Source organism: Trichococcus collinsii (assembly GCF_900107505.1).
Lineage (GTDB): Bacteria > Bacillota > Bacilli > Lactobacillales > Aerococcaceae > Trichococcus > Trichococcus collinsii.
In genome coordinates, this window is the sequence record NZ_FNQH01000003.1 from 1 (window position 1) to 12,664 (window position 12,664).

A 12,664-nucleotide genomic window follows, 5' to 3' on the forward strand; every position below is an offset into this window, starting at 1 on the left:
AAGCATCTAAGCGTGAAGCCCCCCTCAAGATGAGATTTCCCATCACTTTAAGTGAGTAAGACCCCTGAGAGATGATCAGGTAGATAGGTTGGGAGTGGAAGTACAGCGATGTATGGAGCGGACCAATACTAATCGGTCGAGGACTTAACCAATTTTTAAAAAGATGAAAACTCAAGCGGTGTTTTCGGGTTCCCTTTAAATTTGTAGATTCAGTTTCAAGAGAACAACGTTCTCTTGAAAAATGTGCGGTGACGATGGCAAGAAGGTCACACCTGTTCCCATATCGAACACAGAAGTTAAGCTTCTTAGCGCCGATTGTAGTGAAGGGTTTCCCTTTGTGAGAGTAGGACGTTGCCGCGCAAACGAAAAGCAAGCATGCAGGATATTCCTGGTGCTTGCTTTTTTTTGTTTTTTTGGATTAATTTCAGTTATTGACTTTGTTTTCCAAATAGCTGTACGGCATACAGAAATTCCCCGTCATAATGGACGCCGATGCCTACCTCCAGGAAATCGGGATGAATCATATTGGCGTAATGCCCCTCACTTTCCACCCATCCATCGAACAAAAATTCGGCCATACCTTCTTCGTCCTTGAAATAGGTCGCCATTGCCAGATTTTCTCCGACCGTTTGATAAGGGTACCAGTAATCATCGGTCAGGATGATTGTGTAGAAATCGCTTCCGTCCGGCCTAGTATGTGAAAACGATGTCTGGGTTTCAATAGCTCGATGATCGGCCGCCGCTTTAAGGGTTTCATTTTTTGTAAGGGACAGCAAGCCTTGCTCCGCGCGAAGCTCATTCAGCAAAACCATGATCTTGTCTTCCACTAGGGTATAGTCGATTTCATCAGGTCGGGTGAAGGGCGCTGTGAGCAGGTCGACGCCTTCAGGACTTGTCAGTATTTGGATCTTCTCAGCCACATCTGTCTGGCCTGCGTGCTCGAGAAACGGGAATTTTTCGTTCAAGGCATTACGGTTTATTCCGTATCCCACCAACAACGCTGCTATGCCAGTGAATAGTAGGCCTCTGATGATTCGCATCCGCACTGCTCCTTTCTTATTTTTGAATGATATATTAATGGAAAATATCCGACAGATTTAAGTATGTTTCCATTATAGTCAATCTTCCGTGAAATGTCCTGATGAAAGGCTAGAATTCGTTTTTTGTCGGATAGTTTGTTAAGATGAAGGTAATAATCGGAAGTAAGCAACTTGTTGTGGGCTGATTCTTGGAAGGGGAATTGCTATGAACAAAAAGTTAGGATTACTGTTTATTTTCTGTGCTAGTGTCTTTGCTGCATGCCAAAATGAGACCGAAAGTTCAACCGTAAATTCGGTGTTAAGCGAAGAATCATCTTCTGTTGCTGCCGAGTTCGAGGAAAGTGTTGCTAAAACGATCATCTTTTCAAGCGGCGTAACGGACGGAATCACCAGAGGAGATAAGTATAACTATTTTGCCTTAGAAGGTACCGCCGAAGGGTTTGATCAAGTGACGACCCTAATAGAAGGAACGGCTGTCGACTACCGCGAAACGAACAACGTGTGGGAGTTCGATTATCCGTATCAAGGCCCCGGAATCGAAACGGAAATTACTTTCACTACGGATGCATCCGTCAGCTATGGCGATACCGGTATCAATCTGGATGATCTTGCTCCTGAAAGCTATGTCACCATAACTTTTATGCCCAATGAAAACCCAACAATAACACCGCCTGCTTTTACGGTTAATGAAGGCGAAGCGCAAAACTTTTTGAGCGACGATTCCGGGATAAATGAATTAGTAACGGTGACGGAAATCCGAGAAATAGATGGGCTGGAAGATCTCAATCCACTTGGAGAAAAACTGTTGGAAGTGGAAATACAATACGTCAACAACGGCACCGTCGATACCTATATCGCGCCCAACTACTTTTTGGCACTTGATGGTGAGGGGAAAAGCCTGCCACTGCGCTATACCCATTTCTGGCTACATACTGTCGCACCGGGGGAGTCCTTCACAGAAAAGGCTTATTTTGACCTCACCAGCGAAGGGCCGTATGCAATCCAATTTTTTGATGGTGCTTGGATCGACAGCGAGGAAGAGGGCGGTACGGTCAATGACCTCTAGCTGAACGAAGGCTATCAAAAACTGCAGAAATTGTCTGGTTATGGGATTGTGCTAATAAATGGATAAAAGGAAACAGCCTTGTGCAGCGGAAAGCTGGACAGGGCTGTTCTTACGTTTTCTGAGGTACGGCTGCAAAAATTGTGCGTTACTTTTAAGTACGGACGACCAAAACATCACACGGTGCATGACGGACCACATAGTTAGAGACCGATCCAACAAAAGCCCTGGTGATCGCACCTTTGCCGGTTGCTCCGATGACAATAAGATCGATGTTGTATTCTTTTGGAAATGCTTCAGCGATCAATGTCATGGGGTTGCCGTTGGTTACAGACTTCTTGATTTCAATCCCTTCATTTGTAGCGAATGTCATCATTTCATCGAGGAATTCATATTCCATGTCCTTGTATGCTTCCGTCAATCTGGATTCATATTCAGGGCTAAGAGGAACATTGCGTGTGTCCTTGACGTAGATAAGATGTAACGCGGCGTTATTGCGTTTGGCAATGGCAACAGCTTTTTTGAACGAATCTTCTGACTGACCTGAACCATCAACGGGAACCAAAATATTTTTGTATTCTGCTAACATTTCTACCCGCTCCTTTTTTGATTTTGTTCAGAAAACGCTTCCTAAGTTAATTTTACAACAACACTGTTTGAAAGGAAAGCGGGGTACACGAGAAAAACATGTGAAAAACACGTGAAAAGGACGAGAATTGTTTGGTTGGCAGAACTATTAAAAAGAAATGAAGCATGCTAAAATGAGTTTACGAAACAAGAGAGGAATGAAGGCGGATATGACGGAAGCGAACCAAGAGCGGGAAATCAGATATTGCAGGCAGACGAAGGTGATCCAGACGCACCATGTCTTTCCGTTCGATTCAAATTACCACGGTACTTTGTTCGGCGGTAAATTGATGAGCATGATCGATGATTGTGCGGCAATTTCTGGAGAGCGGTTCGGGCGCACGACAAATGTGACCGCATCTGTGGACACGTTGAACTTCCTCAAGCCGCTTCCAACAGGGCATTCAGTCTGCATCGATACGTTTGTGTCAGGAGCAGGCAAGACTTCCATGGAAATCTTCACAAAAGTGACCGGGGAGAATCTTCGGACGGGGGAACGTTACTTGGCGGCAACCTGTTTTCTGACATTTGTGGCTCTCCCTGATGAAAATGGGGATAAAGTCTGTCTTCCGAAAATCGTACCGGAAACGGTAGAGGAAAAATTCATCAACAGCGGATATGAAGAAAGACGGCAAAAGCGGAGAGCCGATCTGGACTACCAAAAAGAGCTGCATGAGCATCTCACGATAGAAATACCTTGGGCAGACTAACGTTTGCAGGAAAAAACAGCATGGAAAAAAATACATACAAATGATGGAGCAGGAGTGTGTCAACGTGTCGAAAACTAACGGAAAAGATTTATTGGGTCAGCCATTTTTGAATAAAGGGACCGCATTCACTTTGGAAGAACGGGCAACGCTAGGATTGGAAGGTCTATTGCCGACCGCAGTCCGAACATTGGAAGAGCAAGGAGAGATTGTCTATGCGCAATTAGGCCAACTGACCGATTCCTATTCCAAGCAGAAGCACCTGATGAATATCTATGCCCAGAATCGTGTGCTTTTTTACCATGTCATCGGGAAACATGTGACGGAGTTGTTGCCGGTCATCTATACGCCAACCATCGCCGAGACGGTCATGAATTATTCGCGGGATTACCAGATTCCCCAGGACGCAGTCTATTTGGATGTGAATCGTCCAGAAGCTATCCATAGCGCTCTGCTGAACGGCAGTAAAGATATGGATGAAATTAAAATGATGGTCATTACAGATGGCGAAGGTGTACTGGGCATAGGCGACTGGGGCATCCAGGGCATCGCGATTTCGGTAGGAAAACTGGCCGTCTACACAGTCGCTTCAGGATTGAATCCGCAACAAGTGTTGCCGATCGTGATCGATGCGGGTACAAACAACCAAGAGTTGCTGGAAGATCCGTTCTACCTTGGGAACAAGCACAAACGCGTGACCGGAGAGGCTTATTACCCATTCATCGAAACGTTTGTTGAAGAGGCTTCCGCGCTGTTCCCGGATGTGTTGTTCCATTGGGAAGATTTCGGCCGCGACAACGCCGCCAATATTCTGGAACAGTACCGCGATAAAATCTGCACGTTCAATGATGACATCCAAGGAACCGGCGTGATGATGTCGGCTGCGATGGATTCGGTCGTCAGAGTCACTGATAAGCCGATTACAGAACACAAAATTCTTGTTTTCGGAGGCGGAACTGCCGGTGTCGGTGTTTCCGACCAAATCCTCATGGAGATGCTGCTGCAAGGTGCCGACAGCGAGGAAGCCCGCAAACAGTTTTACATGGTCGATCGCTACGGTCTGGTCACTGATGATATGGCAGACCTGACGCCGGGACAGCAAAAATATGCGCGCGCCGCGGATGAATTCCCTACACAGCTGACCGATTTGGCTGAAATCATCGATGCCGTCAAACCGACCGTACTGATTGGGACTTCAGGCCAAGCAGGTGCCTTCACGCAAGCAGTCGTTGAAAAGATGGCAGCATACAATGAACATCCGGCAATCATGCCGATCTCCAATCCAACCAGATTATGCGAAGCAAAGGCTTCGGATGTTATCGCTTGGTCCGAGGGAAGAGCGTTGGTCGTCACCGGTAGCCCATCCGATCCGATCGCATACAATGGCGTGAACTATAAAATCGGCCAAGCGAACAACGCCTTATTGTATCCGGGCTTAGGCTTCGGGATCGTCATCGCAAAAGCGAAGACAGTAACTGACAGAATGCTTTCCGCTGCAGCGCACGGCATCACTTCCCTGCAGAACTTGGAGGAAGCGGGAGCAGCGATTTTGCCGCCGGTTTCCCAGTTGCGCGAAGCATCGAAATTGGTTGCGGCAGCCGTTATCCAAGCAGCCATCGAAGACGGCGTAAATGGTGTTGAAATAACGGACCCGATGGAGGCTGTCGAAGCTGCCATCTGGAAAGCGGAATATTAGGACAAAAAGTACGTCCAAAAACGGAAGAAACGACAGGAAGGAACGGGATGAATGGAATATCGGATTGAACATGACTCATTAGGGGAAGTAAAAGTAGCAGCGGATAAATTATGGGGTGCACAGACACAGCGTAGTCTGGAAAACTTCAAGATCGGAATCGAAAAGATTCCGATGGAAGTCATCTACGCATTGGTCGAAATCAAGCGGGCTGCCGCAGCCTCAAACCATGAAGTCGGTTTGTTGGATGAGACAGTGGCAAAGGGCATCCTTTTGGCAGCTGACGAGGTGCTTGAAGGAAAGTGGGATGATCAATTTCCATTGTCCGTATGGCAGACCGGAAGCGGCACGCAATCCAATATGAACGTGAACGAAGTGCTGGCGAACCGGGGCAACCAGCTTGTTGACGGCGGCATCCATCCCAACGACCACGTGAACAAGGGCCAGAGCTCCAATGACACATTCCCGGCTGCCATGCACATTGCCGGCGTACTGTACATAAAAAACAAACTGTATCCGGCGATTGATCAAATGATCGGCACCCTGACCCGCTTGGAGCAGGAAAATGCGGCGATCGTCAAATTGGGCCGTACGCATCTGCAGGATGCGACGCCATTGACATTAGGCCAGGAAATCAGCGCATGGCGCGTCATGCTTGAAGAAACCAAGTCAATGATCGAGGACTCCTTAAAATATATGCGACAAGTAGCCTTAGGTGGGACAGCGGTCGGAACGGGACTGAACGCCGATCCGATCTTCATCCAAAAAACAATCGAAAAGGTTGCGGAACGCACGGGCGAGCCCTTCATCGGTGCAGAAAACAAATTCCATGCGCTGACCAGCAAAGATGCTTTCGTGCATACGCACGGGGCAGTCAAAGCATTGGCGGCCAATTTCTACAAGATCGCAAATGATGTGCGTTGGCTGGCAAGCGGTCCGAGAAGCGGAATCGGTGAAATCAGCATCCCGATGAATGAGCCCGGAAGTTCGATCATGCCCGGAAAAGTCAATCCGACCCAATCCGAAGCCGTAACGATGGCCTGCATCCAAGTGATGGGCAACGACAGCGCCATTGGTTTTGCGGCTTCGCAAGGTTCTTTCCAGCTGAACACCTATATGCCGCTCATCGTGAATAGCTTCATGCAATCTGTCCGCCTGCTTGCGGATGCGCTGATCAGCTTTGATGAAAACTGCGCGAGCGGAATCAAGGCCGAACAGGACAAAATCAACCATAACCTGACCAATTCCTTGATGCTGGTGACTGCATTGAACCCGTACATCGGCTATGAGAAAGCAGCCAAAATCGCCCAGAAGGCTTTCGCGGACGGCACTTCCTTGAAGGAGGCGGCTGTCGCGATGGGGCATGTCACTGCTGAAGAGTTCGATAAGTACGTGGATCCGATGAAGATGGTATAATAGTTTCCGACGAAGCGCGGATCGACAGGCAAGCCCGGTCGATCCGCTTTTGTTGTCTATTTTTTTAAACAGATCAAACATTGGAGGGCTAGTCATGGATATAACATTAGAATTGATGAAGCACAGTGTTTTGGAAGGCGAGCGGATCCTGTTGCGTCCGGTCGGTTTAGCGGATGCCTCGGATATGTTCGAGTATGCTTCCAATGAGGAAACCACCCGTTTTGTCTTCGAAACGCATCGCAATCGGGCGATGACGGAAGAGGCAATCGCGAATTACTTCATGGCGGCGCCAGCGGGGAAGTATGCGCTTGTAGTGAAGGACACCGATAAGATGATCGGGACGATCGATATTCGGCCGAACCTGACCGACCACATTGCGGAAATAGGCTATACCTTGAATAAGCATTACGGCGGGAACGGCTATATGACGCAAGCCGGCAAGCTCATCACGGCGCTGGCTTTTGATGTTTTGAAAATGGAAAAAGTCTTTGCGATGCATGACATTCTCAACCCGGCTTCAGGAGCGGTGATGAAGCGGCTAGGGATGCAATCGGAAGGGATATTGCGCAGACACAAAGTCTTCAAAGGGCGCAGCTGCGACATGGCTTATTATGGAATTCTGAAAGAAGAGTATTCCCGGCAAGCCAGGGAATACTGAACCGCAAAAAAGCATTGCTATTTCGGTGCTTTTCTCATACAATAGTTAGTGATTGAACGTAAGGAACAGTATATGGATGATGGGTAAAGAGAGTCTTTCCTAGGCTGGAAGAGGGACCCCCACTGATCCGTTGAACCTACCTGACAGTATGCTTTAGAAATAGGGCCGGTTTTCTGCCGTTACCAGATATTGAGTTGGGCTTTCGCAAATAATGAAAGCCAATGAAGGTGGTACCGCGGAAATACATCAGGAAAGTATATTTCGTCCTTGTTAAGGATGGATTATGCTTATTTTTTTGCAATCAAATAGAAAAAATATTTTAAAATCAGGAGGAAAAACATGAGTAACTTACAAAAAGAAGATTTTTCAGCATGGTATATCCAAACCATCAAACAAGCTGATCTGATGGATTATTCACCTGTACGCGGCTGCATCATTTTTAAACCGGACAGCTATGAAATCTGGGAACATATCCAGGAAGAATTCAACGCACGCTTCAAAGAGGAAGGCATCCGCAATGCCTACTTCCCGATGCTGATCCCGGAATCATTCTTCACAAAAGAAAAAGACCATATCGAAGGCTTCAGCCCGGAATTACCATGGGTTACGGAAGCTGCTGGCGAAAAATTGGAAGAACGTTTGGCCTTGCGTCCAACATCGGAAACGATGATCGGTACGGCTTTCGGTGACTGGATCAATTCTTACCGCGATCTGCCGATGGAAATCAACCAATGGGCTAACGTATTCCGTTGGGAAAAGAAAACCTTGCCGTTCTTGCGTACTTCCGAATTCCTTTGGCAAGAAGGACATACTGCCCATTCTGATGAAGAAGATGCGCGCCGTCGTACCATGCGTATGCTGCAAGTCTACAAAGAAGTCATCGAAGGTTTGTTGGCAGTACCTGTCTACGAAGGGCAAAAAACGCCTTCAGAACGTTTCGCAGGTGCGGTTGATACCTACTCCGTAGAAGCGATGATGAAAGACGGAAAAGCAGTTCAGGCCGGCACTTCCCACTATATGGGCACAAAATTCGCGGAAGCATTCGACATCAAATATTTGAACCGCGATAACGAACACGTTTATGCGCATACTACTTCTTGGGGCGTCTCCACACGTTTGATCGGTGCAATGATCATGGTCCACGGCGATGAACAAGGATTGGTGTTGCCTCCTAAAGTCGCAGCGAAACAAGTTGTCTTGATGCCTGTTGGCCCATGGAAGAAGAAACCTGAAATCGTGGAACGTCTGGAAGTATTGCAAAAAGATCTGAAAGCTACCGGTATCCGCGTTCTCTTGGACGACAGCGACAACTCGCCTGGATTCAAATTCAACGAGTGGGAACTGAAGGGCGTACCGATGCGCATCGAGTTCGGACCGCGCGATATGGAAAACAACCAAGTAATGGTGAAAATGCGTGACCTTTCCGACAAAGTGGCTGTATCCTTGGATGAAATCATGGACTTCGTGCCGAAAGCATTGGATGAAATGCAAGTCCGTCTGTTAGAAACGGCCCGTGAAAACCGCAAAGCCAATGAATACACCAACATCGACACGTTGGACGAACTGAAAGCACATATCGAAGCGAAGAAAGCAGCAGGCGAAGTGCCTGGATTCGTATTGGCAGGATGGGACGGCGAGCTTGAAACGGAAGCGAAAATCAAAGAAGAGACTGGCTTCACAACCCGCAACATGCCTTTCAACCCGCCAGTCGAAAAAACAACCTGTATCGTATCAGGAAAACCAGCCAAACATACAGTTTGGTTAGCACGAGCATACTAAAGGATACTCCTAATGCCGATAAGACAAACAGAACCCACTCCAACAATACGGAGTGGGTTCTGTTTGCCTTATCGGCATTACTTTTTGTCGGCATCCTCTGGGTGCAGGTGCACGACGTTCTTCCCGCCCAAAATGTTTTTCACATCAGTCCGGCGTTTGTCTTTTTGAGCTTCGACCAGTTTCTTCGGCGTAATGTCATTACCCTCAGGATCGTAAACTTTTGAATTCAAAAGGATTTCATCAAAAGAACTGCGGAACGATTTAATATAGGTTTGACGCAGTTGCTGCTGCTCGATTTTTTCGGTTTCGGTCAGACCTTCCACCGTTTTGGCTTTGCGGGCCAATTCATTGATTCTGTTTAACAGTTTTTCCATTTATATTTCTCCTCTCATGTGGAAGGAGATATCAGAAGTGTTTGTTGTACCAAGCTTTCGCTGCAACAACCTCTTCGTTCGTCAGTGAGTGTCCAGCGTTTCCCCAATAAATGGATACCTCACTGCCGGCTCCTTCTAGTGTTGCCTTCAATTCCGTACTTTCTTCCGGTGCGCAAAGCGGATCATTTGTGCCCGCACCGATAAAGATAGGAAGGGAATGCAGATCAGGCAATTGACGATTGCGGAACGGCACCATCGGATGATGAAGGATGGCCCCTTTGACAACATCTTTGAAAGAGTATATCATACTCCCGGCTATATTTGCACCATTTGAGTATCCGATTGCTACGATGTTCTTCCGGTCGAAACCGTATTCTTTGGAGGCTTCCTCCAGGAACGCAATCAATTCTTTTGTGCGGTATTCCAGGTCATTTTCGTCGAATACGCCTTCTGCCAAACGGCGGAAATAACGGTTCATGCCGGATTCGGTCACGTTTCCGCGCACACCAAGCAGGGAGGCTTCCGGATCGATCGCCTCTCCCAGGAAAAACAGGTCGTGCTCGGTTCCACCCGTTCCGTGCAACAACAGCAGCAAAGGCCTTTCAGGATTCCCTTGTTTGAAAATATGTTGATGATTCATCTAAATCACTCCTCTCTGTTTATACGTTGCGGACTTCGAACGGAATGAGCCGTGCCGTCAATGCCTCACGCCTGTTTTCGTATTGCGGCGGCAACATCAATTTTTGCCCCATAGTTTCGCGTGGCTCATCAATAGCAAATCCTGGTGAATCCGAAGCGATTTCGAAAAGGATACCGCCTTTTTCCCTGAAGTAAAGGGCTTTGAAATAATGGCGGTCCCGGACGGGCGTGGCATGCTGCCCCAAGGCGGTGACATGCTTCAGCCAATCCAGATGATCCGCTTCATCTTTAGCCCGCCATGCGATATGATGGACGGTTCCGACACCCATGACACCGGCGCCAACCGAAGTCATCTTGATGTCGACGGTATTGCCGAGAGTAGCTTCGGAACGGAAACGGATCAGGTCATCCTCCTGGGCGATGCGTTCCAAGCCCATCACTTTTTCGACGACGGCTGCAGTTTCCTCGGGTGATCCCGTCAACAGGACGGCTCCCGCAAAGCCTTTGATGGCATGCTCTGAGGGGACGCCATTGAAGGAATACGGATTGTTTTTTCCGTCTGCACGTTCTACCAATTCCAGATGCAGGCCATGCGGATCATCAAAGTCTAGATAAGTTTCTCCGAAACGGATCGATTTATCGAATGGAACGTTGTAACCGATCAGGCGTTTTTCCCAGAATGACAAAGATCCGGTGGGGACTGCATAAGCGGTGATGCCGACCTGGCCATCACCGATGCTGCCTTGGCGGGATTTGGCCCATGGAAAGAACGTGATCACGGTTCCGGGATCGCCGTCCGCGTTGCCGAAGTAAAGGTGATAGGTTTCCGGATCGTCGAAGTTGACTGTCTGTTTGATCATGCGCATCCCGAGCACGCCAGCATAAAAGTCGACGTTTTCCTGTGGATGACCCACGATAGCGGTAATATGGTGGATTCCTGCTGTTTTCTTCATTATTAAAGACACTCCTTTTGACTGATTTTGGGTTCGGTACATCTATTATCTCGAATTCGAAATAATAATAACACGGATGATTCGAGCTGTCAAATAGTAAGCGTGGAGCAGTCGGTAAATAAAAAGTTAAGATAGCAGTAAAATTTACCGGAGCGCATATGCTATAATTAAACCTACAATAACAAAGGAATGAGGGGTAAATTTGCAGGATAACAGCATCGATCAAGTCATACGCGATTTTATCAGTAAAGGCATTGCGGCCCACCGCATCCATAGCCTAGATGAGCGATACGCCATCAATCACCTATTGGGCTTATTAGGACTAGACGCTTATGATGTAAAAAAAATACCTTCCATTCCTTTACCCAAGTTACTGGACTCACTGGATCGGATGATCGGCTATGCAGTTGAAAGCCAATTGATTTCGGATGTTCCTGAGGAAATCGAAATCATGGAAGCGCAAGTAATGGAACTGATTACACCTTTGCCTTCCGAAGTGAATAAGCGTTTCTGGATGCATTATGAAGAAGCGCCGATGCGGGCAACCGATGAGTTCTATCGTTTGAGTCAGGATAATGACTACATCAAGACTAGGAAAATCGCAAAAAATAAACATTTTTCAATCGATTCAAAGTATGGCAAGCTGGAAATCACGATAAATCTTTCTAAACCCGAGAAAACGCGTCAACAGATGGAATTAGCGCGTCAAACAGAAGGCGGTAACTATCCCGTTTGTGCGCTTTGTATGGAAAACGAAGGATATAGAGGGAGAGCTGACGCCGCCGCAAGAAGTAATCATCGGATTGTGCGTCTTCCTTTGTTCGGGGAAAACTGGGGCTTTCAGTATTCGCCTTATTCCTATTACAACGAGCACTGCATCATCCTTTCCGAAGAGCATGTGCCTATGAATGTCACGGAAGAGACGATTGCGAACTTACTGGAGATCGTGACGATCTTCCCGCACTATTTCATCGGTTGTAATGCCGGTTTGCCGATTATCGGAGGCTCTATTCTAAGCCACGAACATTATCAAGGCGGACGGCACCACTTTCCGATGGAAGCTGCCCAAGTGCTCCGTAACCTAGCGCTGAAAGATGTCCCGGAAGTTGAAGCGGAAATACTCTATTGGCCGCTTTCAGTCATTCGTCTCCGTTCAGAGGATAGGGATGTAGTCGCTGCCGCCGCGTGCATCATTATGGAAGAATGGCAAAGATACAGCGATCCGCAAGCCGATATTTTAGCGGAATCTTCAGGCATGCGCCATAATGCGGTTACGCTCATTGCACGTCGTGTCGAAGAAGCCTATGAGTTGGATGTCGTTTTGCGGAATAACCGGACAACCGAAGTGCTCCCTGATGGCATCTTCCATCCGCATCCTGATGTCCAGCATATCAAAAAAGAAAACATCGGCTTAATCGAAGTGCTTGGCCTGGCCATCTTGCCGCCGCGATTGGAAACGGAGCTTAGTGACGTTGCCGACTATTTGCTGGGTAAAAACAATGCCGTCGCCTCCTGCCATCGGGAGTGGGCCGAAGAACTGAAACAGCAAGGACCTTTCGAAGAAGAGTCCGTTATGGGAATGATCCATGCGGCAGTCGGTGAAAAATTTCAGCGCGTAATGGAGGATGCAGGCGTTTATAAGCAAACGCCGGAAGGGCAAGCCGGCTTGGATCGCTTTTTGAGCATACTTGAAAATACATAGAAGAACGACGGAG

12 protein-coding genes and 2 rRNA genes are annotated in these 12,664 nt (G+C 47.7%); 9 read left to right on the forward strand and 5 right to left on the reverse strand.

Annotated elements, in window-relative coordinates:
- Window positions 1-152: ribosomal RNA gene (locus BLV66_RS07480) — 23S ribosomal RNA — on the forward strand; the annotation flags it as partial.
- 92 nt (window positions 153-244) lie between these two features.
- Window positions 245-360, forward strand: a 5S ribosomal RNA gene (gene rrf / locus BLV66_RS07485).
- Window positions 361-428: 68 nt separating this feature from the next.
- Here the strand turns inward: rrf and BLV66_RS07490 are convergent.
- A complete protein-coding gene (locus BLV66_RS07490) occupies window positions 429-1,040 on the reverse strand; it encodes a CAP domain-containing protein (RefSeq protein ID WP_086985517.1) in 612 nt (203 codons plus the stop codon).
- 205 nt (window positions 1,041-1,245) lie between these two features.
- On the opposite strand from BLV66_RS07490, the gene BLV66_RS07495 reads away from it, so the two are divergent.
- A complete protein-coding gene (locus tag BLV66_RS07495) occupies window positions 1,246-2,106 on the forward strand; it encodes a hypothetical protein (protein WP_086985518.1) in 861 nt (286 codons plus the stop codon).
- 151 nt (window positions 2,107-2,257) lie between these two features.
- On the opposite strand, the gene BLV66_RS07500 is transcribed toward BLV66_RS07495, so the two are convergent.
- The gene (locus tag BLV66_RS07500) at window positions 2,258-2,692 is read right to left on the reverse strand and encodes a universal stress protein (protein ID WP_068620806.1); all 435 of its coding nucleotides are present in this window, start codon (window positions 2,690-2,692) and stop codon (window positions 2,258-2,260) included.
- A 172-nt stretch (window positions 2,693-2,864) separates the two neighbouring features.
- Here BLV66_RS07500 and BLV66_RS07505 point away from each other — a divergent pair, with 172 nt between their 5' ends.
- The 5 genes from BLV66_RS07505 to proS all read left to right on the forward strand — a co-directional run bounded on the left by BLV66_RS07505 (window position 2,865) and on the right by proS (window position 8,983).
- Complete coding sequence (locus BLV66_RS07505) at window positions 2,865-3,440, forward strand: acyl-CoA thioesterase (protein ID WP_245826653.1); 576 nt, start codon at window positions 2,865-2,867, stop codon at window positions 3,438-3,440.
- Window positions 3,441-3,504: 64 nt separating this feature from the next.
- Window positions 3,505-5,133 (forward strand): NAD-dependent malic enzyme, encoded by a 1,629-nt coding sequence (locus BLV66_RS07510; protein WP_086985519.1) that lies wholly within the window; start codon window positions 3,505-3,507, stop codon window positions 5,131-5,133.
- Window positions 5,134-5,184: 51 nt separating this feature from the next.
- The gene (fumC, locus tag BLV66_RS07515; RefSeq protein ID WP_086985520.1) at window positions 5,185-6,546 is read left to right on the forward strand and encodes a class II fumarate hydratase; all 1,362 of its coding nucleotides are present in this window, start codon (window positions 5,185-5,187) and stop codon (window positions 6,544-6,546) included.
- Between the two features lie 94 nt (window positions 6,547-6,640).
- Window positions 6,641-7,204, forward strand: a complete 564-nt coding sequence (locus BLV66_RS07520; protein WP_086985521.1) for a GNAT family N-acetyltransferase — start codon at window positions 6,641-6,643, stop codon at window positions 7,202-7,204.
- Window positions 7,205-7,543: 339 nt separating this feature from the next.
- Complete coding sequence (proS, locus tag BLV66_RS07525; protein ID WP_086985522.1) at window positions 7,544-8,983, forward strand: proline--tRNA ligase; 1,440 nt, start codon at window positions 7,544-7,546, stop codon at window positions 8,981-8,983.
- 77 nt (window positions 8,984-9,060) lie between these two features.
- On the opposite strand, the gene BLV66_RS07530 is transcribed toward proS, so the two are convergent.
- From BLV66_RS07530 to BLV66_RS07540, 3 genes are read right to left on the reverse strand one after another with little or no spacing between them, the layout of a single operon-like run.
- A complete protein-coding gene (locus tag BLV66_RS07530) occupies window positions 9,061-9,357 on the reverse strand; it encodes a DUF896 domain-containing protein (protein WP_086985523.1) in 297 nt (98 codons plus the stop codon).
- Between the two features lie 31 nt (window positions 9,358-9,388).
- Window positions 9,389-9,997 carry an alpha/beta hydrolase gene (locus BLV66_RS07535; RefSeq protein ID WP_086985524.1) on the reverse strand — a complete coding sequence of 203 codons (609 nt, stop codon included), beginning with the start codon at window positions 9,995-9,997 and terminating at the stop codon, window positions 9,389-9,391.
- Window positions 9,998-10,016: 19 nt separating this feature from the next.
- On the reverse strand, window positions 10,017-10,949 hold the full coding sequence (locus BLV66_RS07540) for a ring-cleaving dioxygenase (protein WP_218131819.1): 933 nt from the start codon (window positions 10,947-10,949) through the stop codon (window positions 10,017-10,019).
- Between the two features lie 202 nt (window positions 10,950-11,151).
- Between BLV66_RS07540 and galT the strand changes: the two genes are divergently transcribed.
- A complete protein-coding gene (gene galT, locus BLV66_RS07545) occupies window positions 11,152-12,651 on the forward strand; it encodes a UDP-glucose--hexose-1-phosphate uridylyltransferase (protein ID WP_086985525.1) in 1,500 nt (499 codons plus the stop codon).
- Window positions 12,652-12,664 lie beyond the last annotated feature (13 nt).

Coding starts and splice junctions, on each gene's coding strand:
- BLV66_RS07540 (WP_218131819.1), bottom strand. CDS start 10,949: ATGAAGAAAACAGCAGGAATCCACCATATTACCGCTATCGTGGGTCAT.
- BLV66_RS07495 (WP_086985518.1), top strand. CDS start 1,246: ATGAACAAAAAGTTAGGATTACTGTTTATTTTCTGTGCTAGTGTCTTT.
- BLV66_RS07535 (WP_086985524.1), bottom strand. CDS start 9,997: ATGAATCATCAACATATTTTCAAACAAGGGAATCCTGAAAGGCCTTTG.
- BLV66_RS07520 (WP_086985521.1), top strand. CDS start 6,641: ATGGATATAACATTAGAATTGATGAAGCACAGTGTTTTGGAAGGCGAG.
- BLV66_RS07500 (WP_068620806.1), bottom strand. CDS start 2,692: ATGTTAGCAGAATACAAAAATATTTTGGTTCCCGTTGATGGTTCAGGT.
- BLV66_RS07490 (WP_086985517.1), bottom strand. CDS start 1,040: ATGCGAATCATCAGAGGCCTACTATTCACTGGCATAGCAGCGTTGTTG.
- BLV66_RS07530 (WP_086985523.1), bottom strand. CDS start 9,357: ATGGAAAAACTGTTAAACAGAATCAATGAATTGGCCCGCAAAGCCAAA.
- fumC (WP_086985520.1), top strand. CDS start 5,185: ATGGAATATCGGATTGAACATGACTCATTAGGGGAAGTAAAAGTAGCA.
- proS (WP_086985522.1), top strand. CDS start 7,544: ATGAGTAACTTACAAAAAGAAGATTTTTCAGCATGGTATATCCAAACC.
- BLV66_RS07505 (WP_245826653.1), top strand. CDS start 2,865: ATGAGTTTACGAAACAAGAGAGGAATGAAGGCGGATATGACGGAAGCG.